At 70.7% G+C, this 24,092-nt stretch carries 25 protein-coding genes and 1 tRNA gene; 18 read left to right on the top strand and 8 right to left on the bottom strand.

Annotated features, from left to right (window positions below; translation table 11 throughout):
- Nucleotides 1-458: 458 nt before the first annotated feature.
- Nucleotides 459-1,907: a tetratricopeptide repeat protein gene (locus ACWIF2_RS32970; protein WP_454364560.1), complete on the bottom strand. Its 1,449-nt coding sequence runs from the start codon at nt 1,905-1,907 to the stop codon at nt 459-461.
- Between the two features lie 92 nt (nt 1,908-1,999).
- Between ACWIF2_RS32970 and ACWIF2_RS32975 the strand changes: the two genes are divergently transcribed.
- Nucleotides 2,000-3,415 (top strand): FAD-binding oxidoreductase, encoded by a 1,416-nt coding sequence (locus ACWIF2_RS32975; protein WP_454364561.1) that lies wholly within the window; start codon nt 2,000-2,002, stop codon nt 3,413-3,415.
- 11 nt (nt 3,416-3,426) lie between these two features.
- On the opposite strand, the gene ACWIF2_RS32980 is transcribed toward ACWIF2_RS32975, so the two are convergent.
- Nucleotides 3,427-3,837 carry an SsgA family sporulation/cell division regulator gene (locus ACWIF2_RS32980; RefSeq protein WP_454364562.1) on the bottom strand — a complete coding sequence of 137 codons (411 nt, stop codon included), beginning with the start codon at nt 3,835-3,837 and terminating at the stop codon, nt 3,427-3,429.
- Nucleotides 3,838-4,070: 233 nt separating this feature from the next.
- Between ACWIF2_RS32980 and ACWIF2_RS32985 the strand changes: the two genes are divergently transcribed.
- Together ACWIF2_RS32985 and ACWIF2_RS32990 are read left to right on the top strand one after the other, a co-directional pair.
- Nucleotides 4,071-5,702, top strand: a complete 1,632-nt coding sequence (locus tag ACWIF2_RS32985) for an RDD family protein (protein ID WP_454364563.1) — start codon at nt 4,071-4,073, stop codon at nt 5,700-5,702.
- Nucleotides 5,703-5,780: 78 nt separating this feature from the next.
- Complete coding sequence (locus tag ACWIF2_RS32990) at nt 5,781-6,452, top strand: RDD family protein (RefSeq protein ID WP_454364564.1); 672 nt, start codon at nt 5,781-5,783, stop codon at nt 6,450-6,452.
- Between the two features lie 23 nt (nt 6,453-6,475).
- On the opposite strand, the gene ACWIF2_RS32995 is transcribed toward ACWIF2_RS32990, so the two are convergent.
- Nucleotides 6,476-6,754: a hypothetical protein gene (locus tag ACWIF2_RS32995; RefSeq protein ID WP_382494594.1), complete on the bottom strand. Its 279-nt coding sequence runs from the start codon at nt 6,752-6,754 to the stop codon at nt 6,476-6,478.
- A gap of 410 nt (nt 6,755-7,164) precedes the next feature.
- On the opposite strand from ACWIF2_RS32995, the gene ACWIF2_RS33000 reads away from it, so the two are divergent.
- Together ACWIF2_RS33000 and ACWIF2_RS33005 are read left to right on the top strand one after the other, a co-directional pair.
- Nucleotides 7,165-9,522, top strand: coding sequence for an immune inhibitor A domain-containing protein (locus tag ACWIF2_RS33000; protein WP_454364565.1), 2,358 nt, complete (start codon nt 7,165-7,167; stop codon nt 9,520-9,522).
- Between the two features lie 122 nt (nt 9,523-9,644).
- The gene (locus ACWIF2_RS33005; RefSeq protein WP_382494589.1) at nt 9,645-9,986 is read left to right on the top strand and encodes a hypothetical protein; all 342 of its coding nucleotides are present in this window, start codon (nt 9,645-9,647) and stop codon (nt 9,984-9,986) included.
- A gap of 676 nt (nt 9,987-10,662) precedes the next feature.
- Here the strand turns inward: ACWIF2_RS33005 and ACWIF2_RS33010 are convergent.
- Both ACWIF2_RS33010 and ACWIF2_RS33015 read right to left on the bottom strand, forming a co-directional pair.
- The gene (locus tag ACWIF2_RS33010; RefSeq protein WP_454364566.1) at nt 10,663-11,253 is read right to left on the bottom strand and encodes an isochorismatase family protein; all 591 of its coding nucleotides are present in this window, start codon (nt 11,251-11,253) and stop codon (nt 10,663-10,665) included.
- A gap of 115 nt (nt 11,254-11,368) precedes the next feature.
- A complete protein-coding gene (locus ACWIF2_RS33015) occupies nt 11,369-12,715 on the bottom strand; it encodes a nicotinate phosphoribosyltransferase (protein ID WP_454364567.1) in 1,347 nt (448 codons plus the stop codon).
- Nucleotides 12,716-12,819: 104 nt separating this feature from the next.
- On the opposite strand from ACWIF2_RS33015, the gene clpS reads away from it, so the two are divergent.
- The 7 genes from clpS to ACWIF2_RS33050 all read left to right on the top strand — a co-directional run bounded on the left by clpS (nt 12,820) and on the right by ACWIF2_RS33050 (nt 17,661).
- Complete coding sequence (clpS, locus tag ACWIF2_RS33020; protein ID WP_382494581.1) at nt 12,820-13,128, top strand: ATP-dependent Clp protease adapter ClpS; 309 nt, start codon at nt 12,820-12,822, stop codon at nt 13,126-13,128.
- A gap of 32 nt (nt 13,129-13,160) precedes the next feature.
- Nucleotides 13,161-13,769: a DUF2017 domain-containing protein gene (locus tag ACWIF2_RS33025; RefSeq protein ID WP_454364568.1), complete on the top strand. Its 609-nt coding sequence runs from the start codon at nt 13,161-13,163 to the stop codon at nt 13,767-13,769.
- 364 nt (nt 13,770-14,133) lie between these two features.
- Entirely contained in the window at nt 14,134-15,558 is a 1,425-nt protein-coding gene (locus ACWIF2_RS33030) for an amino acid permease (protein ID WP_454364569.1), read from the top strand.
- A gap of 134 nt (nt 15,559-15,692) precedes the next feature.
- Nucleotides 15,693-16,115: a Mov34/MPN/PAD-1 family protein gene (locus tag ACWIF2_RS33035; RefSeq protein ID WP_454364570.1), complete on the top strand. Its 423-nt coding sequence runs from the start codon at nt 15,693-15,695 to the stop codon at nt 16,113-16,115.
- Nucleotides 16,116-16,213: 98 nt separating this feature from the next.
- Nucleotides 16,214-16,309: a putative leader peptide gene (locus tag ACWIF2_RS33040; RefSeq protein WP_311125941.1), complete on the top strand. Its 96-nt coding sequence runs from the start codon at nt 16,214-16,216 to the stop codon at nt 16,307-16,309.
- Nucleotides 16,310-16,425: 116 nt separating this feature from the next.
- Entirely contained in the window at nt 16,426-16,704 is a 279-nt protein-coding gene (locus ACWIF2_RS33045) for a MoaD/ThiS family protein (RefSeq protein WP_454364571.1), read from the top strand.
- A 6-nt stretch (nt 16,705-16,710) separates the two neighbouring features.
- The gene (locus tag ACWIF2_RS33050) at nt 16,711-17,661 is read left to right on the top strand and encodes a PLP-dependent cysteine synthase family protein (RefSeq protein ID WP_454364572.1); all 951 of its coding nucleotides are present in this window, start codon (nt 16,711-16,713) and stop codon (nt 17,659-17,661) included.
- A gap of 52 nt (nt 17,662-17,713) precedes the next feature.
- Here the strand turns inward: ACWIF2_RS33050 and ACWIF2_RS33055 are convergent, their stop codons facing one another.
- A complete protein-coding gene (locus ACWIF2_RS33055) occupies nt 17,714-18,157 on the bottom strand; it encodes a type II toxin-antitoxin system PemK/MazF family toxin (protein WP_454364573.1) in 444 nt (147 codons plus the stop codon).
- A 214-nt stretch (nt 18,158-18,371) separates the two neighbouring features.
- Between ACWIF2_RS33055 and ACWIF2_RS33060 the strand changes: the two genes are divergently transcribed.
- Nucleotides 18,372-19,124, top strand: a complete 753-nt coding sequence (locus ACWIF2_RS33060; protein WP_454364574.1) for an MBL fold metallo-hydrolase — start codon at nt 18,372-18,374, stop codon at nt 19,122-19,124.
- A 59-nt stretch (nt 19,125-19,183) separates the two neighbouring features.
- On the opposite strand, the gene ACWIF2_RS33065 is transcribed toward ACWIF2_RS33060, so the two are convergent.
- Nucleotides 19,184-20,446, bottom strand: coding sequence for a PTS transporter subunit EIIC (locus tag ACWIF2_RS33065; protein WP_454364575.1), 1,263 nt, complete (start codon nt 20,444-20,446; stop codon nt 19,184-19,186).
- Nucleotides 20,447-20,679: 233 nt separating this feature from the next.
- Here ACWIF2_RS33065 and ACWIF2_RS33070 point away from each other — a divergent pair, with 233 nt between their 5' ends.
- The 4 genes from ACWIF2_RS33070 (at nt 20,680) to rdgB (ending at nt 22,987) form a co-directional block, all read left to right on the top strand.
- The gene (locus ACWIF2_RS33070; RefSeq protein WP_454364576.1) at nt 20,680-20,913 is read left to right on the top strand and encodes a glucose PTS transporter subunit EIIB; all 234 of its coding nucleotides are present in this window, start codon (nt 20,680-20,682) and stop codon (nt 20,911-20,913) included.
- A gap of 74 nt (nt 20,914-20,987) precedes the next feature.
- Nucleotides 20,988-21,725, top strand: a complete 738-nt coding sequence (gene rph, locus ACWIF2_RS33075; RefSeq protein WP_454364577.1) for a ribonuclease PH — start codon at nt 20,988-20,990, stop codon at nt 21,723-21,725.
- Nucleotides 21,726-21,867: 142 nt separating this feature from the next.
- Nucleotides 21,868-22,266 (top strand): hypothetical protein, encoded by a 399-nt coding sequence (locus ACWIF2_RS33080; RefSeq protein ID WP_454364578.1) that lies wholly within the window; start codon nt 21,868-21,870, stop codon nt 22,264-22,266.
- 118 nt (nt 22,267-22,384) lie between these two features.
- On the top strand, nt 22,385-22,987 hold the full coding sequence (gene rdgB / locus ACWIF2_RS33085; protein WP_454364579.1) for an RdgB/HAM1 family non-canonical purine NTP pyrophosphatase: 603 nt from the start codon (nt 22,385-22,387) through the stop codon (nt 22,985-22,987).
- A 42-nt stretch (nt 22,988-23,029) separates the two neighbouring features.
- On the opposite strand, the gene ACWIF2_RS33090 is transcribed toward rdgB, so the two are convergent.
- A tRNA-Leu gene (locus tag ACWIF2_RS33090) sits at nt 23,030-23,113 on the bottom strand.
- A 507-nt stretch (nt 23,114-23,620) separates the two neighbouring features.
- Here ACWIF2_RS33090 and ACWIF2_RS33095 point away from each other — a divergent pair.
- Nucleotides 23,621-24,070, top strand: a complete 450-nt coding sequence (locus ACWIF2_RS33095; RefSeq protein WP_454364580.1) for a hypothetical protein — start codon at nt 23,621-23,623, stop codon at nt 24,068-24,070.
- Nucleotides 24,071-24,092: the final 22 nt, after the last annotated feature.

The following is a 24,092-nucleotide window of genomic DNA, read 5'->3' on the forward strand; positions in this document are numbered from 1 at the left end:
GGGCACGCGGACGACCCGGGCACGCGGACGACCCGGGCACGCGGACGACCCGGGCACGCGGACGACCCGGGCGCCCGGACGAACCGGGCGCCCGGACGGTCTGGGCTTCGCCTCGGTCCCGTGCGCCTGCCCCGTCTGGGCTTCGCCTCGGCCCGGGGCACCGGCAGGGTCTGGGCGCCGCCTCGGCCCTCGGCGCCTGCCCGGTCTGGGCTGCGCCTTGGCCCTGGGCACCTGGCCGGTCTGGGCTGCGCCTTGGCCCTGGGCACCCGCAGGGTCTGGGCTCCGCCTCGCCCCCGTGCGCCTGCCCAGTCTGGGCTTCGTCTCGGCCCCGGGCACCCGCAGGGTCTGGGCTTCACCTCGACCCCGGACACCCGCAGGGTGCGCGCTTCGCCTCGGCCCCGGACACCCGTAGGGGCCGGGCGCCCGCCCGGCGAACCAGCTCCGCCTCAACGCCCGGCTCAGTCCCCGTCCATCACCGGCACCTCGGTGTCCGGCGGTTCCCCCAGCGCCTCCCTCGCCGCCCGCGCCGTGGGCGCGTGCAACGGTGAGAAGTGCGGGTTGATCCGCAGCGCCTCCGCGAGGTGCCGCCGCGCCGGGCCGTACCGTTCCAGCTCCCGCTCGATCATGCCGCGGTGGTACATGTACGACGCGCTGCGCACCCCGCCCGAGTGCTTCTCCTCCGTCGCCCGCAGCGCGAACACCAGCGCCTCCTCGTGTTCCCCGGCCCGGTGCAGCGCCCACCCCAGCGCGTCGGCCACCGCCGTCCCCGGCTGCCGTCGCCACTCCTCCCGCAACCGCCGTACCGCGGCCTCCGCATCGCCGTGGTCCGCCTCGAACTGCCCCAGCACCAGCTCCTCGTCGGCCCCGGCCGCGGTCGCCCCGCGCACCCCCTCCCGCAGCAGGTCGTACTGCACCCGGGCCGCGTGCGCCATCCCCAGCGACTCGTACAACTCGCCCAGCTCCAGGGCGTACTGCGGGCACGGCTGCTTGGCGAGCGCCACCCGGTAGGCGCTCAGCGCCTCCGTCGTGCGGCCCAGGGCCGCCAGCGCCCGGCCCTGCCCGGCCTGCGCGGCCCGCTGGTCCGGGTCGAGACGCACCGCCTCCTGGAAGTGCCGCAGCGCGTCCTCGCGGTCCCCGCGCTCCCAGGCCAGCTGCCCGGCCCGCTCCAGATAGGCCGCCCGCTCGGCCGGGGCGTGCGCGCCCGCCGCCGCGTCCGCAAGCGAGGCCGCCGCGTCCTCCCGCCGGCCGCGGTCCCGGTAGACGGCGGCGGCCCGCGCCAGCACGGCAGGCCCGGAGCGCAGCTCCGTCAGCCGCTCCAGCATCCGCTCGGCCGCCTGGTGCTCGCCCAGCCCGGTGTAGGCGTCGATGAGCGGCGGATACGTCGTCCAGCGCCGCGGCTGGAGCTTCAGCGCCGCCTCACCCCACTGGCGTGCGGCGGGAAAGTCCCGGCGGGCGTTGGCCAGCGCTGCGAGAGCGCTCAGGGCACGGGTGTTCCGCTTCGGCCGCGCCTTGAGCGACGTACGCAGCGCCTTCTCGGCCCGCGGGTAGTAGGCCGGGTCCGCCAGCCGCCGGCCCTGCTCCACATAGGCGGCACCGAGCACCGCCCAGGACCGCGCGTCCTTCGGGTGTGTCCGCACCCGCTTCTCCCGCTCGTCGATCAGCTCCGCCAGGCCGGGCAGCGCGGCCGGCACCCCGCCGGACACCGCCGCCATGGCCTGTGCCCCCGGAGACGGCGGAGCCGGCGGGGCGGGCCGGTCCCACGGCAGCAGCACCAGCACCCCGCCGAGCACGGCACATCCCGCGACGGAGCCGATCAGCACGTGCCGAGCACGCACCCGCCGATGGCGAAAGGGGCTTTTCGAACTCCTGCTCTCCTGTCGCTCCGGGCCCTCCTGATGGTTCTCCATGGCGCTCACTGTGCGTCAGTACGACGACCACACCCGGGCAGGCGAAGGGTGCCGCAGACGGGGTTCACACCGATGGCCCCGGGTGCGAACCTGTGATCATGAGCCGTATCGAAGCGCGCAGCCCCGAGGACGCCGAAACGACCGGCGACCTGGTCGACCTCCTGCTCGACGGCCTCCCCGCCGAGGCGGTCCTCACCGACTCCGACGTCACGGCCTCCTACGCCAACGACATGGCGAGCTTCTGCCCGGCCGGCACCCCGGCCGTGGTGGTGCTGCCCCGCACGGTCGAGCAGGTCCAGCACGTCATGCGCACCGCCACCGCCCTGCGCGTCCCGGTGGTCCCGCAGGGCGCCCGCACCGGACTGTCAGGAGCCGCCAACGCCTCCGACGGCTGCGTCGTGCTCTCCCTGACGAAAATGGACCGGATCCTGGAGATCAACCCGGTCGACCGCATCGCCGTCGTCGAGCCCGGCGTGATCAACGCCGCCCTGTCCCGGGCCGTCGGCGAACACGGCCTGTACTACCCGCCGGACCCCTCCAGCTGGGAGATGTGCACCATCGGCGGCAACATCGGCACGGCCTCGGGCGGCCTGTGCTGCGTGAAGTACGGCGTGACCGCCGAGTACGTCCTCGGACTGGACGTGGTGCTGGCCGACGGGCGGCTCATGTCCACCGGCCGCCGCACCGCCAAGGGCGTCGCCGGCTACGACCTCACCCGGCTGTTCGTCGGCTCCGAGGGCTCGCTCGGCATCGTCGTACGCGCCGTCCTCGGGCTGCGCCCCAAGCCGCCCGAGCAGCTGGTGCTGGCCGCCGAGTTCTCCTCCGCTGCCGCCGCCTGCGACGCCGTATGCCGCGTCATGGAGGGCGGACACGTCCCGTCACTCCTCGAACTCATGGACCGTACGACGGTCAAGGCCGTCAACGACCTGGCGCAGATGGGCCTGCCCGAGAGCACGGAAGCACTGCTCCTGGCCGCCTTCGACACCACCGCCCCGGCCTCCGACCTCGCCGCGGTCGGCGCGCTGTGCGAGGCCGCCGGCGCCACCCAGGTCGTACCGGCCGACGACGTGGCCGAGTCCGAACTGCTGCTCCAGGCGCGGCGGCTGTCGCTCACCGCGCTGGAGGCCGTCAAGGGCGTGACGATGATCGACGACGTGTGCGTGCCCCGCTCCCGGCTCGCCGAGATGCTCGAAGGGGTCGACCGGATCGCCGAGAAGTACCGGCTCACCATCGGGGTCGTCGCCCACGCGGGCGACGGCAACACCCACCCGACCGTGTGCTTCGACGCGGCGGACCCCGACGAGTCCCGGCGCGCCCGCGAGTCCTTCGACGAGATCATGGCCCTCGGCCTGGAACTCGGCGGCACCATCACCGGCGAGCACGGCGTCGGCGTCCTGAAGAAGGAGTGGCTGGCGCGCGAGATCGGCCCCGTCGGGCTGGAGATGCAGCGGGCCGTCAAGCAGGCCTTCGACCCGCTGGGCATCCTCAACCCGGGCAAGCTGTTCTGACCCGCCCGCTCTCACTGGGCGAGCAACTCGGCCAGCCCGTCGTCGATGCCGAGCTGCTCGCCCTCCGTCCCCGGCGGGACCACCCGCAGGGTGCGCTCCAGCCAGGCCGACACCGGGGCCGCCGGCGCCTCCAGCAGGGCGTCCCCGTCGGGTGAACTCAACGCCATGAGGACGACGCCGCGCCCGTCGGCCCGGGTCGGCCAGACCCGCACGTCCCCCTGCCCGCACGGCCGGAACACGCCCTCCACCAGCAGGTCCCGGGCGAACGTCCAGTGCACGGGGTGCTCGGAGGTGACGTGGAAGGTGACGTGGACGGCGTACGGGTCGTCGGTGCGGTACCCGAGCAGGGCCGGTACCGGGATCCAGCGTTCCGGCGACAGGACGAGCTTCAGCTCCAGTTCGCGTTCCACCACGGTGCGCATGGCGGTGTCCCTTCTCCTGATGGTGGCCCCGAGGGCCGGTTGGGAGGAGAGAGCGGGCGGGGGCGGGAGCATTACGCGGGTTCCAAAAGTTTTTTCCGGCGAGAGGCTCTCGGCGCGTAGCACATCGGTGCTCGAATGGGGTGGGTCCGGTGGGAGCGGCCGTGGGGCTTGCGCTCGTCTGATAGATGTGGAGGCCCCCAGTTGACCCCCGAGCAGATACGGGACCGACGGACATGAGCGCCCCTACCCCGGCCCCCGGTGACGACAGGCCCCGCGAGGGGTATTACCCGGACCCGTCCATTCCCGGATATGTCCGGTACTGGAACGGTGCCTCCTGGGTGCCGGGCACCAGCCGTCCGGCGCCCAAGGACGGCGAGTCGCTCGCGCCGCCGCCCGGTGCGGGGTCCGGCTCCGCCGCCGCGGTCGAGGAGACCGGCCCGCACTTCTTCGACGAGGACCCGGCCGCGGACCCCGTCCAGGAGCCGTCCGCCGCCGACGCCCAGCACGGCAGCCGTCCCGAACCCGCGTCCGCCTGGGGCGCCGACCGCTCCCGCCAGTCCGGCTTCGGCGGCGACCAGGACCGCCGTGTCTCGTGGGGCGCCCCGCAGGGGGCACAGGGGACAGCGGCCGCGCAGGGATCCGACCCGAGGGTGCCGCACGCCGACCCCGGGTCCGACGGCGACTCCGCCGGCCAGGAGGCGGACGCCGCGTCCGCAGGCGGCACGTTCGTCTTCCGCCGCCCGACGAAGTCCGGGGAGTCCGCGGAGTCCGGGGGAGGGGCGGCGCCGTCCGCCGACGCTCCCGACGAGGGCACGATGACGTTCCGCGCGGTCTCACCGCGCCAGGGCACGGGGGCTCCGGCCGCCTCCGACGGGAGTGCGGGAGCCGGCGGCTTCGGGCCGGCCGGCAGCGGCTCGCCGGGTGCCGGTGGCTTCGGTCCCGCCGGCAGCGGCCCGGCGGGACCCGCGTTCGGCGGTCAGGCCGGTGCGGCCGGTTCCGGCGGCAACCCGGCCGGACCCGCCTTCGGCGCGCAGCCCGGTGCGGCCGGTTCCGGCGCCAACGGGGCAGGGCCCGGCTTCGGCGCCGGCAAGGCGGCCGCCGCCCGGGCCGCCGCGGCACAGGCCGGTGCCGGGGCGGTCGGTGCCCAGCCCTCCGCGGCCGCCCCGACGGCGCTGTCCGGGCCCCAGGCGGCCCCCACCGTTCCCCCGCAGTCCGGCGGACCCCAGCCGGGAGGCACTCCCCTCAGCGCGGGCCCCGGCGGCGGTCAGTCGTCCTGGGCCCAGCAGGTGCACCGGCTCGCCGGAACGGGTGACGAGCAGCCCGTCGCGCCCTGGAAGCCGCCGACCGAGGACCTGTTCCAGGCGGCCGCCCGGCGCCAGGCGGCGGCCCGCCCCGCCGGACTCGGCAAGCGCCTGGCCGCCCGGCTGCTGGACACGGTCGTCCTCCTGGGCGTCACGGCCGCGGCCGCCGTGCCGCTCGGCACCATGGCCATCGACCACGTCAACGAGAAGATCGACGCGGCCAAGCTCTCCGGCGAGACCGTCACGGTCTGGCTGCTCGACGGCACGACGTCGGTCTACCTCGGCATCATCGTGGCCGTTCTGCTGCTCGTCGGTGTCGTCTCCGAGGTGCTGCCCACCGCCAAGTGGGGCCGCACCCTCGGCAAGAAGCTGATGGGGCTCGAGGTGCGGGACATCGAGGGCCACGAGGCCCCGGAGTTCGGCGCCGCCCTGCGCCGCTGGCTGGTCTACAGCGTGCCCGGGCTCCTCGTCGTCGGGATCGTCGGCGTCGCCTGGTGCCTCTTCGACAAGCCGTGGCGCCAGTGCTGGCACGACAAGGCCGCCCACACCTTCGTGGCGGGCTGAGCGGCGGCACGTCTCTCCCGTACCTCGGACGGCCGTCTGCCGGATGCGGAGGCGGGGGGTTCGCGGTCGACTCGGGCCATGAGCAGTGAACCGCCCCCCGGCTCCGGGCAGCAGCCCCCGGAAGACGACCCGTTCAGGAAGCAGCCCCCGAACGAGCCGCCCGGTGGGGGCGCGGGCTCGCCCTACGGCAGCGAACCCCCGCCGTACCAGGGCGGCGGGCCCTCCGGTGGCCCCGGGGGCGGCCCCTACGGCGGAGGAGACCCGTACGGCGGCGGCTCCTACCCCACCGACCCCCTCGCCGGAATGCCCCCGCTCGCCGACAGCGGCAAGCGCACGCTCGCGCGCATCCTCGACATGATCCTGGTGGGTGCCGTCGTCTGGCTGATCACCTGGGGCTTCGACGTCAACGAGTACGACGTGGACAGCGACCGCATCGAGGTGAGCAAGTCCTTCTGGCAGTCGGGGGTCGCCGCCGTCCTCTACATCGCCTACGACACCGTCCTGACCGCCAGGACCGGCCAGACCCTCGGCAAGAAGCTGCTGCACATGCGCGTGGCCAACCTCGACAACGGCGACACGCCCTCCGTGCAGAACTCGCTGCTGCGTGCCGCGGTGCTGTGGATCCCGTTCGCCTTCTGCTGCGCCTGTGTCTGGACCGCGATCTGCGGCGGCTGGAGCTTCTTCGACCGGCCCTACAAGCAGGGCCTGCACGACAAGGCGGCCAAGACGGTCGTGGTCAGCACCGGTTGAGAGCCGGAGGGATCAGCGGGCGGTCAGGAGGCCGCCCGCTCGCGCACCGGCTCCGGGGCCGGTGCCGGCGCGGGCACCGAGGCCCGCAGGGGTTCGGCGGGGGCGGGCTGTTCCACCGCGGTCCGGCGTTTGCCGGGCAGTGGCACCGTCATGGCGACCAGCAGCCCGAGGGCGAGCGCCGCGAGGGCGATGATCGCGATTCCCGGACCCGAACTCGTCTGGGACAGCAGCAGCATGGCGAGGGTCGAGAAGATCACGGTGCACGAACCGTAGGCGAGCTGTGCGGCAGTCGGACGGGGCATGGCCATCATGTCCTCGAAAGTGGGGTCCACGGGGGTGTCGGCCTGGCTTTCCGCCGCTTACCCAGCGTTCCGCCAAGTGACATTCTCACGGGCAGGGTGCCCGAGCGGAACGGCCGGTAAGCGTGACCTAATCAACAGGTCCGGAGCACAGGGGGCGCACGGGGTCATGGCGTCCACCCAGTGGACATATGCGCGCGCCTGCTGCCAGGTGGGCATGCGGTTGGTTGTCCGTAAAACGAACGTGGACTCCGCATAGTGCACTTGACTTGTCCAAGTCAAGGTCTGTCTTTTCTGCTTAACCTCTAGTCAAATGTCGTCACTTGACTACACGCGTTGATCACGCGCGCGCGGACCTTGACACGACCAGGCCCCCTTCCTTCCGCGCGCCCGGACGCGGGGGAGGAACTCAAGTGACCAGTAGACCCTGGACGTTCAGAGCGGCCGCCATCGGCGTGGCGCTCGCGGCGGCCACCGCCACCGTCTCCACCTATGCGGTGGCGCAGGCCGACGACGCCTCCGCTCCCCGGCCCACCACCGTGGACCGGCACGACCCGGCGGAGGAGCACGACGAGCACAACCTCGAAGGCCCGCTGAGCAAGACCCAGGAGGCTCAGCGCCAGGAGGCCCTGAACCAGGTCATATCCGGCAAGTCCACGGTCAAGAACCGTGAAGGCTCCAAGGTCGTCCAGCTCAAGAGCAAGAAGGGCGACAGCAAGTACGTCGAGCTCGGCCGCGAGAAGACCGACAAGATCTTCACGATCCTGGTCGAGTTCGGCGACCAGATCGACAGCAAGTACGGCGGCACCCCGGGCCCGCTGCACAACAAGATAGCCAAGCCGGACCGCAAGAAGGACAACTCCACGGCCTGGCGGGCGGACTACAACCAGGAGTACTTCGAGGACCTCTACTTCGGCACCGGCAAGAACACCGAGTCGGTCAAGAAGTACTACGAGAAGCAGTCCTCCGGCCGCTACTCGGTCGAGGGCGAGGTCTCCGACTGGGTCAAGGTCCCCTACAACGAGGCCCGTTACGGCAACAACGCCTGCGGCGACAGCAACTGCCCGAGCGTGTGGAACGTCGTCAGCGACGGTCTGAACGCCTGGGTCGCCCAGCAGAAGGCGGCCGGCAAGACCGACGCCGAGATCAAGGCGGACGTCAAGAAGTACGACCAGTGGGACCGCTACGACTTCGACGGCGACGGCGACTTCAACGAGTCCGACGGCTACATCGACCACTTCCAGGTCGTGCACGCCGGTGAGGACGAGTCGGCGGGCGGCGGCGCCCAGGGCGAGGACGCGATCTGGGCCCACCGCTGGTACGCCTTCGGCACCGACGCCGGTGCCACCGGCCCCGCGGACAACAAGCTCGGCGGCGCGAAGATCGGCGACACCGGCATCTGGGTCGGCGACTACACCGTCCAGCCGGAGAACGGCGGACTCGGCGTCTACGCCCACGAGTACGGCCACGACCTCGGTCTGCCGGACCACTACGACACCACCGGCGGCGGCGACAACTCCACCGGCTTCTGGACCCTGATGTCCTCCGGCTCCTGGCTCGGCACCGGCAAGAACGAGATCGGTGACCTGCCCGGCGACATGACCGCCTGGGACAAGCTCCAGCTGGGCTGGCTCAAGTACGACACCGCGAAGGCCGCGACGAACTCGTGGCACAAGCTGGGCGTCGCCGAGTACAACACGAAGCACAAGCAGGGCCTCGTGGTGGAGCTGCCGAAGAAGGCCGTCACCACCGAGCTGGTCACCCCGGCCCAGGGCGCCACCCAGTGGTGGAGCGGCAGCGGCAACGACCTCAAGAACACGCTGACCCGGTCCGTCGACCTGACCGGCAAGAAGTCGGCGTCGCTGACCCTCGACGGCTGGTACGAGATCGAGGCCAACTACGACTACCTCTACGCCGAGGTCTCGACCGACGGCGGCGCCAACTGGACCGCCCTGGACGGCACGGTGGACGGATCGCCGATCCCGCGTGACGGCAGCGACAAGCCGGCGCTGACCGGCACGGTCGACGCGTACAAGAAGCTGGCGTTCCCGCTGGACGCCTACGCGGGCAAGAAGATCGACCTGCGCTTCCGCTACCAGACCGACGGCGGCCTGGCGATGAAGGGCTTCGCGGGCGACCGCATCACCGTCACCGCCGACGGTGCCGCCGTCTTCTCCGACGACGCCGAGTCCGCGGACGCGGCCTGGACGGCGAAGGGCTTCTCCCGCATGGGCGCGTCCTTCACCAAGGACTACGCGCAGTACTACATCGCCGAGAACCGCCAGTACGTGTCGTACGACAAGACCCTCAAGGTCGGCCCGTACAACTTCGGCTTCTCCACGACCCGTCCGGACTGGGTGGAGCACTACCCGTACCAGAACGGCCTGTTGATCTGGAAGTGGGACACCTCCCAGGCGGACAACAACACCAGCGTCCACCCGGGCACGGGTCTGCTGCTGCCCGTCGACTCGCACCCGAAGGCCATGAAGTGGTCCGACGGCACGCTGATGCGCAACCGCATCCAGGCCTACGACTCGCCCTTCAGCCTCTACGGCACGGACGGCATCACGCTGCACAACGCGGACGTCGCAACCAAGATCAAGTCGTCGAAGGGGGTGTCGGTCTTCAACGACCGGAAGAACACCTACTACGACGAGACGAACAAGACCGGCGGCGTCAAGATCACTGACACCAACACGAAGATCAAGATCACCAAGGAGGCGAAGGACGGCTCGACGATCGAGCTCGAGGTCGCCCCCGCAGCGAAGTAAAACGCGTTTCCCCAGCTCAGAGCATGATCGGCGGTGACCCCCTGGCGGGTCACCGCCGATCCGTGTTTAGGTGCGTCCTGTGGTTCTCTTATTGACACCGACCGACACGGGGGGATGACCGCATGGCCGCAGGAGGCTTCTGCAAGCTGCCGAACGGCACGGTGGTGGTGGCACTGAATCTGCCCAGCCCCGCCGCCGACGGCCCCGGCTCCGTCCGGGTGCTAGTCCACTCGGCCAACCGCGCCCGAGCCCTGACCAGGCTCCGCAATCTGGGCCTGCGGGCGGTCTACCTGCGGGGCAACGCCGCGCCGCCGACCCCCGACGAGGTCACGGCGGTCCTCCACCACCCCGACGGGCTCATATGGCGCACGGCCCCTGACAACGGTGTCCTGACCCCGGACCTCACCACGGAGCTGTGGCGCCCGATCAGATCCCTCCTGAGACGCCCGACAGCCCAGACCTGACACCGCGACGCCCCCCTGGGAGCGGGCCCACACGCGCCGCCCGGGCGTGATCGGGCCGCTGCCAAGGCCAGGGCCGGTACTGCGGGGGTTGCGGCTCGGCTTGTGGCGGGACCTGACTGGTCCCGGGCGCCTGGCGGCTCGCTGACCCCCCGGTGGGGCAAGGCCTCCCGGGGGTCAGGGCGCCTGGCGGCTCACTGACCCCAGCCGGATAGCCCCTTGCCCGGTGGCCTGTGATCTCCCGGGACAGGCCCGGACCGATGCGAGCGCTGCGGCCCGGCCCGCAGCCGCATGCGCCCCGGGGCCCAGCGGGGGGGGGTAGGCCGTCCGGCCTGGCCGGATCCCCCGGCCAGGGGCCCTCGCCGGGGGCCTCCCGCCGCCGCACAGCCCGGTTCCAGGCCCACTCGCGCCTGGCTGTCCGACGACAGCCGGCGTGATCCCACCGCCAGGGCCCACGGCGTCCGGGGCGCCCGCAGCGGCGGCACGCAGTGGGACATGCTCCCGGGCCTGCCGGCGGTCTCGGCCCGGTGTGATCGTCCCGCCGGCTCAGCCGGATACGCCCCGCCCGGGAGCCCGTGGCGATGGGGCCCGCCTGCCTACCGCTGGCGACGGCGGGCATCGCCGCCCGAGGCGGCCGAAGCCCATGGCGGGCCCCGGCCCGGGGCGGGCTCAGCCGCCCCTACTGGACGACCGGCTTCCCGGACAGCTCCACGCCCGCCTCGCGCAGCTCCTCCAGGGCTCGCTCGGTGGTCTCCTGGGAGACGCCTGCCGTGAGGTCCAGGAGGACCTGGGTGCGGAAGCCCTCCCGGGCCGCGTCCAGGGCCGTGGCGCGGACGCAGTGGTCCGTGGCGATGCCGACCACGTCGACCTCGGTCACCTCGCGGGAGCGGAGCCAGTCGGCCAGGTTCGTGCCGTTCTCGTCCGCCCCCTCGAAGCCGCTGTACGCCGCCGAGTACGCCCCCTTGTCGAACACGGCATCGACCGAGCCGGAGGCGACCGCGGGGGCGAAGTTGGGGTGGAAGCCGACGCCCTCCGTGCCCGCGACGCAGTGCGCGGGCCAGGAGTGGGCGTAGTCCGGGTTCGTGGAGAAGTGGCCGCCGGGAGCGATGTGGTGGTCGCGGGTGGCCACGACGTGCTGGTAGCCGGACCCGGCCGCCTGCCCGATCAGCTCCGTGACGGCGGCGGCCACATCGGCACCGCCGGCCACCGCGAGGCTGCCCCCCTCGCAGAAGTCGTTCTGCACGTCTACGACGATCAAGGCGCGGCGCATGATCGGTGTCCTTCGGCTATGAGGTCGGCAAGCCCGGCCGGTGCACTTCCGAGCCTATTGACAGAGGGGACGAGGGCGGGAGGGGTACGGGTCGGCGCATCGCGGCACACCGCAATTAGCTACCCGACGCGCCGTGCGCGTACTCCGTGGGAAGGACGGGCTCCCCGCGCGAGAGCTGCGTGGCCGACATCGGGAGCCCCGCGCGCGCTGCCGTGTGCCGCTCGCGCGCCGCGTCCAGCGGCTCGCGCGCCACCACCTCGCCCCCCTTGACCAGCTCCACCAGCAGCTGCCGGTCCGCCAGCCCGGGCGGCACCGGCCCCGTGCCGATCACCTCGGCCTCGGCGACCCCGTACGCGTCCAGCCGCCGCGCGGCCCACTTGCGCCCGCCCACCGACGTCTTGCCCCCGGTCGACTTCTTCGCCACCGGCACCAGCGGTGCCTTCGGGTCGGTGGACTCGGCCCGCGCGACCAGCTTGTAGACCATCGAGGACGTCGGATGCCCGGAGCCGGTCACCAGCTGCGTACCGACGCCGTACGCGTCCACCGGCGCCGCCGCCAGCGAGGCGATCGCGTACTCGTCCAGGTCCGAGGTCACGACGATCTTCGTGCCGGTCGCGCCCAGCTCGTCGAGCTGCTGCCGCACCCGGTGCGCCACCAGCAGCAGATCGCCGGAGTCGATCCGCACGGCCCCCAGGTCGGTTCCGGCGACCTCCACGGCCGTCCGTACGGCCTCGGCGACGTCGTACGTGTCGACGAGCAGGGTCGTGCCCCGGCCCAGTGTGTTCACCTGGGCCTGGAAGGCCTCCCGCTCGCTGTCGTGCAGCAGGGTGAAGGCGTGCGCGGAGGTGCCGACGGTCGGGATGCCGTAGCGGAACCCGGCGGCCAGGTCCGAGGTGGTCGCGAAGCCGCCGACGTACGCGGCCCGGGAGGCCGCCACCGCCGCCAGCTCGTGCGTGCGCCGGGCGCCCATCTCGATCAGCGGCCGGTCACCGGCGGCCGACGACATCCGCGAGGCCGCCGCGGCGATCGCCGAGTCGTGGTTGAGGATCGAGAGGATCACCGTCTCCAGCATCACGCACTCGGCGAAGGTGCCCTCGACCCGCATGATCGGCGAGCCCGGGAAGTACACCTCGCCCTCGGGGTAGCCCCAGATGTCCCCGCTGAAGCGGTAGCCGGCGAGCCACTCGAGGGTCTGCTCGTCCACGATCTCCCGCTCGCGCAGGAAGCCGAGGACGTCCGGGTCGAAGCGGAAGTTCTCCACCGCGTCCAGCACCCGGCCGGTGCCCGCCACGACGCCGTAGCGGCGCCCGTTCGGCAGCCGCCGGGTGAAGACCTCGAACACGCTCCGCCGCTCGGCCGTGCCCGCCGCGAGGGCGGCCCGCAGCATCGTCAGCTCGTACTGGTCAGTGAAGAGCGCCGTCGAGGGGACGTTCACCGGCAGCCCAAGGTCCGCTGTGTTCATGGCAGGATCGTACCCCCATTTCGTCAGTCTGACGATTTGCATCAAGACTCCGTGCCCGCAAGCCCGTTTGTGCGACTACCCCCCTCGGGTGGCAGCATGGGCATGTGACGTCACCCGCACCCCTGGAGATCGAACGCACCGAGTCGGCGGAGGAGGTTTTCGCCGTCCCCGAGCCGGACGTCCCCTGGGTCACCATCGTCCACAACGACCCGGTCAACCTCATGAGCTATGTGACGTACGTCTTCCAGACGTATTTCGGCTACTCCAAGGACAAGGCCACCAAGCTCATGATGGACGTCCACCACAAGGGCCGGGCGGTCGTCTCCAGCGGCAGCCGCGAGGAGATGGAGCGCGACGTGCAGGCCATGCACGGCTACGGCCTGTGGGCCACTCTCCAGCAGGACCGCAAGTAGCCAGCAGCCCGCCCAGCAGCGAAAAGGCGTTCATGCCCGGAACCTTCGAACCGCTTCCCGGCGGCGGCGCGGCCGTCGCCCTCGACGACGTCGAGATCTCCATCATCCGGTCGCTGGCCGTCCAGCTCCTGGAGCTCATCGGCCCCGGCCCCGCCGAGGACGCCCCCGACGACCCGCTCGCCGAGCTGTTCGCGGAGGGACCGAGCGAGCCGCCCGCCGACCCGGTGCTCAAGCGGCTCTTCCCGGACGCCTACAGCGACCCCGAGCAGCCCGCCTCGCCCCATGACGCCGAGGAGCAGCGGGCGTACTCCTCCGAGTTCCGCCGCTACACCGAGAACGACCTGCGGGCCGGCAAGCGGGACAGCGCCCTCGCGGTGATCCGCTCCCTGGACGCGCTCTCCTCGGCCTCGGCCGGTGAGGGCGGGGCCGTGCTGAAGCTGTCGCCGGAGGAGTCCCAGCAGTGGCTGGGCGCTCTGAACGATCTGCGGCTCGCGATCGGCTCGCGGCTGGAAATCACCGACGAGGAGGACAGCGACCTCCTCTACCGCCTCCCGGACGAGGACCCGCGCAAGCCGATGGTGATGGCCTATCTCTGGCTGGGTGGACTCCAGGAGACGCTGGTCGGAACGCTTATGCCCTGATCAGTGCAGGTCTTGTGACCGGCGGGTGACCGATCGGTGTTCGCTCAGAGGACACTCAAATCCGGATAACGATCGCGTCACCGCACCCGCCTTCTATGCCGTCTTCGGCTGCGTTTTGTCCGGTTCTCCCTGTGCGGTGCGTCACAAATCAGCCATGTGATCAATGTTGCGGCCGTGATAAATCTTCACGACCGCCCGGCCGACACCACCCGAATGTCCGGCCGGGTGCGCCACCGAGCCGACAACCGTCGGCCAGGCACGAGCGGCCTTCCGGGGCCGGCTCAGCTCCATCATTCCGGGGGGATCGAGACCCGATCCGAGGCCGACGCAGGCCCGGGTCGGCATGGAGAAAGGCGCACCACACATGACCTCTGCGCAGGTCGACACGGAAAACGTCCCCGAAGAGGGCTACGAGCGCGGACTCGGCAGCCGCCAGGTCCAGATGATCGCCATCGGCGGCGCCATCGGCGTCGGCCTGTTCATGGGCGCCGGAGCGAACATCGCCAAGGCCGGCCCCAGCATCATCCTCATGTACGCCCTCGCGGGCGTCGTCATCTTCTTCATCATGCGGGCACTGGGCGAGCTGCTCCTCTACCGGCCCGTCTCCGGCTCCTTCGCCGAGTACGCCCGCGAGTTCCTCGGCCCGTTCTTCGGGTTCGTCACGGGCTGGACGTACTGGCTCATGTGGGTGGTCACCGGCATGGCCGAGCTCACGGCCGCCGCGATCTACATCCACTTCTGGTTCCCGGAGATCCCGCAGTGGGTCAGCGCCCTGGCGTTCCTGGTGGTCCTCTTCGGCGTCAACCTGATCTCCGTCAAGATCTTCGGCGAAGTCGAGTTCTGGTTCTCGATGATCAAGGTCACGGCCATCATCGGCATGATCGTCATCGGCCTCGGCGTGCTCACCCTCGGCTTCTCCGACGCCGGTGACACCGCCACCGTCTCCAACCTCTGGTCGCACGACGGCTTCTTCCCGAACGGCATCGGCTCCAGCCTGATGACGCTCCAGGGCGTCATGTTCGCCTACCTCGCCGTCGAGCTCGTCGGCGTCACCGCTGGCGAGTCCGAGAACCCCGAGAAGACCCTGCCCAAGGCCATCAACACGCTGCCCTGGCGCATCATCGTCTTCTACGTCGGCGCGCTGCTGGTGATCCTCTCCGTCGTGAAGTGGACCGAGTTCTCCGCGGGCGAGAGCCCCTTCGTCCACGCGTTCGGCAAGATCGGCATCCCGCTCGCCGCGGGCATCGTCAACTTCGTGGTGCTCACCGCGGCCCTGTCGTCCTGCAACTCGGGCATGTACTCGACCGGCCGCATGCTGCGCGACCTGGCCGCCAACAGCGAGGCCCCGCAGGCGTTCGGCAAGCTCAACGCCCGCAAGACGCCCGCCGTCGGCATCACGGTCTCCGTGGCGCTCATGGGCATCGGCGTGGTCCTGAACTACGTCGTCCCGGAGAAGGCGTTCCTCTACGTCACCTCCGTCGCCACCGCGGCCGGCATCTGGACCTGGATGATGATCCTCGTCAGCCACATCCGCTACCGCGCCGCGGTCGACGCGGGCCGGCTGCGCGCCTCGTCCTTCCCCGCCCCCGGCGGAGCGCTGTTCAGCTGGGTCGCGCTCCTCTTCCTCATCGGCGTGACCTTCATGATCGCGTACGACAAGGACGCGCGGATCTGCCTGTACGTCGCGGCCGGCTGGGCCGTCGCCCTCGGCGTCGGCTGGGCGATCCTCAAGAGCCGCAACCCGCAGATCGCCGAGCGCCGCGACCCGGAGTTCGAAAAGATCGGCTGACATCCCGCCCCGGACGCCCAGCGGCGGGGGGTACTCGTGGCACTCCCCGCCGCTGCCGCTCAGGGCGTCCGGCATATGGGCCGTTCCGTACCAACCCTCGGTACGGAACGGCCCTTCTGCTTATCCTGACCAGCATGCTGACCATCACCCAGGCCCTCGTCGACCAGATCGTCGCCCACGCGCGCAAGGACCACCCCGACGAGGCGTGCGGCGTGATCGCGGGCCCCGAGGGCTCGGACCGCCCCGAGCGCTTCATCCCGATGCTGAACGCGGCCATGTCGCCCACGTTCTACGAGTTCGACTCCGGCGATCTGCTCAAGCTCTACCGCGAGATGGACGACCGCGACGAGGAGCCGGTGGTCATCTACCACTCCCACACGGCGACCGAGGCCTACCCCTCCCGCACCGACATCTCCTACGCGAACGAGCCGGGCGCCCACTACGTCCTCGTCTCCACCGCCGACACCGACGGGGCCGGCGAGTTCCAGTTCCGCTCGTTCCGTATCGTCGAGGGCGAGGTCACGGAGGAGGAAGTGACGGTCGTCGAGGCCTACTGAACGGGCCTGAACAGCACGGTCTCACTCCCCGGCCGGAAAGCGTCCGCGATGTGGGATCACATTCCAGAACCCGGACCGGGAATCGATACGATGACCCCATGGTTTTCCACGACGTGAGCGACAAGACGCCGGGCGAGCTGCTCGTGGCGCGGCTGCACGTCGACCTGTGCAGGCTCGCCAGCGCCATCTGTTGACGCGGGTACCTGCCGCCGTACGGCCGTGAGCCGCGGCGCCGCACTCACGCACCACCCCGCCGTTCCTGCGCTGCCGCGCGCCCCGACTGACTACTCCCGACAGGAGCCCTGAAGCCATGGCCATCGAGGTCCGCATCCCGACCATCCTCCGCACGTACACCGACGGTCAGAAGGCGGTGGAGGGCAAGGGAGACACCCTCGCCGAGCTCTTCAACGACCTCGAGACCCGGCACCCGGGCATCCGGGCCCGCATCGTCGACGGCGACCAGCTCCGCCGCTTCGTCAACGTGTACCTGAACGACGAGGACGTCCGCTTCCTCGACGGCATCAACACCAAGCTGTCGGACGGCGACAACGTCACGATCCTGCCGGCCGTGGCCGGCGGCATGGTCTGATCACCGATGCGCTACGACTCACCCCTGGCCGCGGTAGGCAACACCCCCCTGGTGCGCCTGCCGCGGCTGTCGCCGTCCCCCGACGTCCGCGTCTGGGCGAAGCTGGAGGACCGCAACCCGACCGGCTCGGTCAAGGACCGTCCGGCCCTGCACATGATCGAACAGGCGGAGAAGGACGGCCGCCTGACCCCGGGCTGCACGATCCTGGAGCCCACCTCGGGCAACACCGGCATCTCGCTGGCCATGGCGGCCAAGCTCAAGGGCTACCGCATCGTCTGCGTGATGCCGGAGAACACCTCCCAGGAGCGCCGCGACCTGCTGGCCATGTGGGGCGCCGAGATCATCTCCTCCCCGGCCGCCGGCGGCTCCAACACCGCCGTGCGTGTCGCCAAGGAACTCTCCGCCGAGCACCCGGACTGGGTGATGCTCTACCAGTACGGCAACCCGGACAACGCGGGCGCCCACTACGCGACGACGGGCCCGGAGATCCTCGCCGATCTGCCCTCCGTCACCCACTTCGTGGCGGGCCTCGGCACCACGGGCACGCTCATGGGCGTGGGCCGCTTCCTGCGCGAGCACAAGCCGGACGTCCAGATCGTCGCGGCCGAACCGCGCTACGACGACCTGGTCTACGGCCTGCGCAACCTCGACGAGGGCTTCGTCCCCGAGCTGTACGACGCGTCCGTCCTCACCAGCCGCTTCTCGGTCGGCTCGGCCGACGCGGTCACCCGTACCCGGGAGTTGCTCCAGCAGGAGGGCATCTTCGCCGGCGTCTCGACGGGCGCCGCGCTGCACGCCGCGCTCGGCGTGGGCCGCAAGGCCGTGAAGGCCGGTGAGCAGGCCGACATCGTCTTCGTCGTCGCCGACGGCGGCTGGAAGTACCTGTCAACGGGCGTCTACACGGCGGCCACGACGGAGGAGGCCATCGACACGCTCCAGGGGCAGCTCTGGGCGTAGCGCACACCGACAGGAAGGGCCGGAGCCATCGCGCTCCGGCCCTTCCCGCGTCTTACCCCGCCAGGTACCGCACCCGGTCCCACAGCGCCGGATCCACCACCCCGACCCGGCGCCGGAAGCCCCACACCGGGACCTCCCGCAGCTCGTCCGTCTCCAGGAAGCTCGCCCGGCCCCTGGCGTCACCCACCGAACCCGGCGGCAGCGGGATGACCCCGCCCCGCTCGTGCCGGAACCGTGTGGTGATCTTCGCGACGGTCGCCCGTTCCCCGCGCACCGCCAGCACCAGACACGGCCGATCCTTCGTACGCGCCTCGTCCTCGTAGGGCACGTCCGCCCACCAGATCTCCGCGGGCTGCGGCAGACCCGCCACCGCGGTGGCCGGTGCCGCCCGCCTGCCCCGCCGCGCCGACGACCGGCGCCCCCAGCCGTCGACGAGCGTGGCGACGAGCGCGAGCAGTACCACCGCGGCGAGCGCCAGCCACCAGGACGTGTCCATACTGAGACGTTACCGGCGCCATCCCTCCCATGCGCCCTCCCTCGCAAGGATCACGCCCGGCCCTGCCGCCCGAACCGGTGACACCACAGGTGAGTTCGCCCACAACAGCCCTTGGCGGAGGAGCTACCGGAGGTTTTGCGCCTTACGCTCGACAAACCGCACGACCCCCTACGCCCCTTACACAGACTTTCCCGCCAGCGGAGGTTTCTGCTTCATGAAGCTCACCGTCGTCGGCTGCTCGGGGTCGTTCCCGTCCGCGGAATCGGCCTGCTCGAGCTACCTCGTCGAGGCCGACGGCTTCCGGCTGCTTCTCGACATGGGCAACGGTGCCCTGGGCGAGCTGCAGCGCCACTGCGGTCTCTACGACCTCGACGCGATCTTCCTCAGCCATCTGCACGCCGACCACTGCATCGACATGTGCGCGTACTTCGTCGCGCGCTACTACCGGCACGACGGCGGCCGGTGCGACCCGCTCCCGGTCTACGGACCCGAGGGCACCGAAAACCGGCTGACCACCGCCTACGCGGACACCCCCTCCGCCTCCTCCATGAGCGAGGTCTTCGACTTCCACACGGTCAAGCCGTCCACCTTCGAGATCGGCCCCTTCACGGTGCACACCGAGCGGGTGGCCCACCCCGTGGAGGCGTACGGCATCCGCATCGAACACGACGGCAAGGTGCTGACGTACTCCGGCGACACGGGTATCTCCCCGGCCCTGGACGAACTCGCCCGGGACGCCGACCTGTTCCTGTGCGAGGCGGCGTTCACGCACGGCAAGGAGAACATCCCCGACCTGCACCTCAACGGCCGCGAGGCGGGCGAGACGGCCGCCCGGGCAGGTGCCCGGCACGTGGTCCTCACCCACATCCCGCCGTGGACGGACCCCCAGGTCAACCTGGTCGACGCCCGCGCGGTGTACGACGGACCGGTCGACCTCGCGGCACCGAGGCAAACGTACGAGATCTGAGATCTACACGTGCAAGGCCCCGGAACCAGCCGGTTCCGGGGCCTTCGTCGTGCCGTGCGCTACTTCGCCTCGGCCTTCTGCAGTTCGGCGATTTCCTCGTCGGACTCGCGGCCCGGCGTCGGCAGGTTGAACTTGGTGATCGCGAAGCGGAAGACCACGTAGTAGACCGCCGCGAAGCACAGGCCCACCAGGGCCAGGCCCCACGGGTTGGTCGCGATGCCCAGGTTCAGGAAGAAGTCCACCGCGCCGGCCGAGAAGCCGAAGCCGTCCTTCATCCCCAGCGCCCAGGTCAGCGCCATCGAGACACCCGTGAGCACGGCGTGGATCGCGTACAGCACCGGGGCGATGAACATGAACGTGAACTCGATCGGCTCGGTGACACCGGTGACGAACGAGGTCAGCGCGAGCGAGAACATCATGCCGCCGACGACCTTGCGGCGCTCGGGCCGGGCGCAGTGCACGATGGCGAGGCAGGCGGCGGGAAGGGCGAACATCATGATCGGGAAGAAGCCGGTCATGAACTGTCCGGCGCTCGGGTCACCGGCCAGGAACCGGGCGATGTCGCCGCTCTTGCCCTCGTACGTGCCGGCCTGGAGCCAGGGGAAGGAGTTCAGCAGGTGGTGCATGCCGATCGGGATCAGCGCGCGGTTGGCGACACCGAAGATGCCCGCGCCGACGGCTCCGGAGCCGACCAGCCACTCGCCGACGTTGTGCAGCGCCGTGCCGAGGACCGGCCAGATGTAACCGAAGACGATGCCGATGACCAGGCCCGCGAAGGCGGACAGGATCGGAACCAGGCGGCGGCCGCCGAAGAAGCCCGCCCAGTCCGGCAGCTTGGTGCGGTAGAAGCGCTGGTAGAGCAGGGCGACGACGAGGCCCATCACCACGCCGCCGAGCACCTTGGCGTCCACCGGCGCGTCCACCATGACGACCTTGCCGTCGACGGCCGTCGCCACCTGCGGCAGGTTGGGGTCGGTGAAGGTCGCGAGCACGTTCTTGAAGACGAGGTAGCCGACCACGGCCGCCAGGGCGGTGGAGCCGTCCGACTTCTTGGCGAAGCCGATCGCGATGCCCACGGCGAACAGCAGCGCCATGTTGTCCAGGATCGCGTTGCCGCCGGCGGCCATGAAGCCCGCGATCTTGGTGATGAAGGCGGGGAACGACTCCCGCCCCAGCATGTCGGTGTTGCCGAGGCGGACCAGGAGGGCGGCGGCCGGCAGCACGGCGACGGGCAGCATGAGGCTGCGGCCGATACGCTGCAGGACCGCCATCACCGCAGTCCCCTTCTTCGGGCTCGCGGACGCGGCTGTGTCTGTGGACATGAACTTCCTCCATGGGGCACGGCGCCGCCCAGGAAGAGTTCGACGGGGGACGGCGGCGTCTCAAAAGGGGAGCGCGGACTCCGCCGCGCGACCTCCACCAATCAGTGGTGTAGACCAGTTGTAGCACGGTAGGCCGAACGAGTGGAACCCACGATTTCCACCCCCTTTGTCGAGAGGTGAGTTGTGGTGTAGACCAGTCCTGACAGAGCGGTTCGGGATCAGGGAGAACAGAGATGGCCAGCAAGGCTGAGAAGATCGTTGCCGGGCTCGGCGGCATCGACAACATCGAAGAGGTCGAAGGCTGCATCACCCGGCTGCGGACCGAGGTCATCGACCCCTCCAAGGTCGACGAAACCGCCCTGAAGGCCGCCGGCGCCCACGGCGTCGTCAAGATGGGCACCGCCATCCAGGTCGTCATCGGCACGGACGCCGACCCCATCGCCGCGGAAATCGAAGACCTCATGTAGAGAGCGGGACCCCCAAGGGGCCCTTCCCCACCGCGGGAGGGGCCCCTTCCGCGGCTACGGCTAGGCTCAGCGGCATGTCTCGAATCGACGGCCGCACCCCCCAGCAGCTCCGCCCGATCACCATCGAACGTGGCTGGAGCAAGCACGCCGAAGGCTCCGTCCTCGTCTCCTTCGGCGACACCAAGGTCTTCTGCACCGCCTCCGTCACCGAAGGCGTCCCGCGCTGGCGCAAGGGCAGCGGCGAAGGCTGGGTCACCGCCGAATACTCCATGCTGCCCCGCTCCACCAACACCCGCGGCGACCGCGAGTCCGTCAGGGGCCGCATCGGCGGCCGCACCCACGAGATCTCCCGGCTCATCGGCCGCTCGCTGCGCGCCGTCATCGACTACAAGGCACTCGGCGAGAACACGATCGTCCTCGACTGCGACGTCCTCCAGGCCGACGGCGGCACGCGCACAGCGGCCATCACCGGCGCCTACGTGGCACTGGCCGACGCCGTCGCCTGGGCCCAGCGCAAGAAGCTCATCAAGGCCGGCCGCCAGCCCCTCACCGGCACCGTCTCCGCCGTCTCCGTCGGCATCGTCGGCGGCGTCCCCCTCCTCGACCTCTGCTACGAGGAGGACGTCAAGGCCGACACCGACATGAACGTCGTCTGCACCGGCGACGGCCGCTTCGTCGAGGTCCAGGGCACCGCCGAGGCCGAACCCTTCGCCCGCGAAGAACTCAACGCCCTCCTCGACCTCGCCGTCGCCGGCTGCACGGAACTCACCGCCCACCAGCGCACCGCGCTTGATAGCGTCCTCGAAAAGTAAAGGACGCACCAAGGCAGATGCTCGGCGCGGGCAACCGCGCCGAGCATGCTCGCGTCTGAAGAGGTACGGGCGCACGGCTCATCCCTGTGCGCTCGGCCAGCCACACGGGCCGACCGGCCCGACCGACGAGAGGGACCGTTCCATGGCCGCGAGCCGCCGACGCCGCACCGCAGCCGTCGCCGCCACCCTGGCGGCCGTCGCGCTGACCGCCGGACTCACCACCGGCTGCGCCGCCGTCGACAAGGCGCTGGACTGCGTCCAGACCGCCGACGCCATCGCCGACAGCGTCACGGAACTCCAGCAGGCCGTGGACAATGCGGCGGGCGACCCGACGCAGCTCGACAAGTCCCTCGACTCCATCGACAAGAACCTCGGCGAGATCGGCGACAAGACCGACAACACGGACGTCAACAAGGCCGTGGACGACCTGAACAAGGCCGTGGACAACGTCCGCACGTCGATCAAGAACGGCGACGAGACCCCCGACATCAGCCCGGTCACGGACGCGGCGGGCGAACTGACGAAGGTCTGCACGCCGTAACGCTGCGCCGGCTGGGCCGGGCCTTTCATGTGCCGGGTTTCTGTGGTGTGCCGACCGCGGGTGCGTGGGGGCTGATCGCGCAGTTCCCCGCGCCCCCATGGGGGCGATACTGGGGGCCATGACCCGCCTGATCCTCGCCACTCGCAATGCCGGAAAGATCACCGAACTCAGGGCGATCCTGGCCGAAGCCGGGCTGCCCCATGAGCTCGTCGGTGCCGACGCCTACCCGGACATCCCCGACGTCAAGGAAACGGGCGTCACCTTCGCGGAGAACGCCCTGCTGAAGGCCCACGCCCTGGCCCAGGCCACCGGCATCCCGGCCGTCGCCGACGACTCGGGCCTGTGCGTAGACGTCCTCAACGGCGCCCCGGGCATCTTCTCCGCCCGCTGGTCCGGCCGCCACGGTGACGACAAGGCCAACCTGAACCTGCTCCTCGCCCAGCTCTCCGACATCGCCGACGACCACCGCGCCGCCCACTTCGCCTGCGCGGCGGCCCTCGCCCTGCCCGACGGCACGGAGCGCGTGGTCGAGGGGCAGCTACGGGGAGTGCTGCGCCACACCCCGTCAGGCTCGGGCGGCTTCGGCTACGACCCGATCCTCCAGCCGGAGGGCGAGACCCGCACCTGTGCGGAACTGACCCCCGACGAGAAGAACGCGATCAGCCATCGGGGGAAGGCGTTTCGGGCGTTGGTGCCGGTGGTGCGGGAGCTGCTGGGCTGAGCATCAAGGGAGGGGCCGCCCGAGCAGGGCGGCCCCTCTGCGTGCGGCGGAAGGGATTCGAACCCTCAAGCCCGGTCAGGGGCCACAGGACCTAAACCTGCTGCGTCGCCGTTGCGCCACCGCCGCCAGCCGCCTGTCATCGTACCGGGAGCCGCTCGCCGGCTTCGGCGTCCCCATCGATGTGATCGACCGCCATGCCCGCCCTGCGGTAACTGTCCCTCTCCGATGGGCAGTTGGGTCAGAGGAGCCGGGCGCCTACCAGCAGCTGAAAGCTCTTGCAAGGCGGGTCGGCCGAAATGCTTCGGTCACTGTCGCCGGAGGCGGTGCGGCAGGAGATCTGGGCCGCCTGCCGCGGTCGCTCCTCCGCGAAGATTCGCCCGCTCGTCGAGAAGGCCGTCGCCACCCGCGTGACCTGGAGGTTCCTTCGCGACCCCAGTGCCCGACCACCCGGATCACCGCCTCCGTGAAGGCCTCCACACCCTGCACCTGGTCAGCTCAGATCGGCGATCAGAGGCACAAGATCTTTACGGCACATTGACTTAAAGATCATCTGTTCGATAGCTTCCACGCCTCGCCGGATGTGGACAGGCCTCATGGGGGGGCCGCATCGGGTGGGAGATTCGGAGTTCCCGCATGTCGGGCAGATCCTCCAAGCGCGTATCCGCCGTGGTCGCGATGGCGTCAGCCTTCACCCTCGCGTTGGCCCCTGGTGCCTCGGCCAACTGGTCGAGCAGCATCAGCGGGTGGACGGACGGCGGCGGGAGCAACGGGCAGTCCCGCTACTGGGCGGACGAGAGCTACTCGGAGATCATCTTCAAGGGTTGCACCGTGCAGGGCGGCAGCAAGACCACCGGGGTCGAGCTGTGGGACTACGACGCCCTGTCGGACAACGACTTCTACGGTGAGAAGACCTTCACCAACTGCTTCAACGGCACGTCCTACGCGAGCCGGGGCGAGTACAACGGCCTGCCGCAGGAGTCGGACTACTTCTTCCAGCTCGACAACGTCGGCGGCGGAAGCAACGCCTGCTGCCTGCTGTGGGCGACCTACGCGGGCGTCGACACCACTCTCGCCGATTCCTGATCAGTGTTCTGCTGCGTGGTGC

It is taken from the genome of Streptomyces sp. NPDC055506 (genome assembly GCF_053643595.1).

Excerpts from the sequence above, each read along its gene's own strand:
- ACWIF2_RS32970 (WP_454364560.1), bottom strand. The coding sequence starts at position 1,907 with ATGGAGAACCATCAGGAGGGCCCGGAGCGACAGGAGAGCAGGAGTTCG.
- ACWIF2_RS32980 (WP_454364562.1), bottom strand. The coding sequence starts at position 3,837 with ATGCGCACCGTGGTGGAACGCGAACTGGAGCTGAAGCTCGTCCTGTCG.
- ACWIF2_RS32985 (WP_454364563.1), top strand. The coding sequence starts at position 4,071 with ATGAGCGCCCCTACCCCGGCCCCCGGTGACGACAGGCCCCGCGAGGGG.
- ACWIF2_RS32990 (WP_454364564.1), top strand. The coding sequence starts at position 5,781 with ATGAGCAGTGAACCGCCCCCCGGCTCCGGGCAGCAGCCCCCGGAAGAC.
- ACWIF2_RS32995 (WP_382494594.1), bottom strand. The coding sequence starts at position 6,754 with ATGCCCCGTCCGACTGCCGCACAGCTCGCCTACGGTTCGTGCACCGTG.
- ACWIF2_RS33005 (WP_382494589.1), top strand. The coding sequence starts at position 9,645 with ATGGCCGCAGGAGGCTTCTGCAAGCTGCCGAACGGCACGGTGGTGGTG.
- ACWIF2_RS33010 (WP_454364566.1), bottom strand. The coding sequence starts at position 11,253 with ATGCGCCGCGCCTTGATCGTCGTAGACGTGCAGAACGACTTCTGCGAG.
- ACWIF2_RS33015 (WP_454364567.1), bottom strand. The coding sequence starts at position 12,715 with ATGAACACAGCGGACCTTGGGCTGCCGGTGAACGTCCCCTCGACGGCG.
- ACWIF2_RS33025 (WP_454364568.1), top strand. The coding sequence starts at position 13,161 with ATGCCCGGAACCTTCGAACCGCTTCCCGGCGGCGGCGCGGCCGTCGCC.
- ACWIF2_RS33030 (WP_454364569.1), top strand. The coding sequence starts at position 14,134 with ATGACCTCTGCGCAGGTCGACACGGAAAACGTCCCCGAAGAGGGCTAC.
- ACWIF2_RS33035 (WP_454364570.1), top strand. The coding sequence starts at position 15,693 with ATGCTGACCATCACCCAGGCCCTCGTCGACCAGATCGTCGCCCACGCG.
- ACWIF2_RS33040 (WP_311125941.1), top strand. The coding sequence starts at position 16,214 with ATGGTTTTCCACGACGTGAGCGACAAGACGCCGGGCGAGCTGCTCGTG.
- ACWIF2_RS33045 (WP_454364571.1), top strand. The coding sequence starts at position 16,426 with ATGGCCATCGAGGTCCGCATCCCGACCATCCTCCGCACGTACACCGAC.
- ACWIF2_RS33050 (WP_454364572.1), top strand. The coding sequence starts at position 16,711 with ATGCGCTACGACTCACCCCTGGCCGCGGTAGGCAACACCCCCCTGGTG.
- ACWIF2_RS33055 (WP_454364573.1), bottom strand. The coding sequence starts at position 18,157 with ATGGACACGTCCTGGTGGCTGGCGCTCGCCGCGGTGGTACTGCTCGCG.
- ACWIF2_RS33060 (WP_454364574.1), top strand. The coding sequence starts at position 18,372 with ATGAAGCTCACCGTCGTCGGCTGCTCGGGGTCGTTCCCGTCCGCGGAA.
- ACWIF2_RS33065 (WP_454364575.1), bottom strand. The coding sequence starts at position 20,446 with ATGTCCACAGACACAGCCGCGTCCGCGAGCCCGAAGAAGGGGACTGCG.
- ACWIF2_RS33070 (WP_454364576.1), top strand. The coding sequence starts at position 20,680 with ATGGCCAGCAAGGCTGAGAAGATCGTTGCCGGGCTCGGCGGCATCGAC.
- rph (WP_454364577.1), top strand. The coding sequence starts at position 20,988 with ATGTCTCGAATCGACGGCCGCACCCCCCAGCAGCTCCGCCCGATCACC.
- ACWIF2_RS33080 (WP_454364578.1), top strand. The coding sequence starts at position 21,868 with ATGGCCGCGAGCCGCCGACGCCGCACCGCAGCCGTCGCCGCCACCCTG.
- rdgB (WP_454364579.1), top strand. The coding sequence starts at position 22,385 with ATGACCCGCCTGATCCTCGCCACTCGCAATGCCGGAAAGATCACCGAA.
- ACWIF2_RS33095 (WP_454364580.1), top strand. The coding sequence starts at position 23,621 with ATGTCGGGCAGATCCTCCAAGCGCGTATCCGCCGTGGTCGCGATGGCG.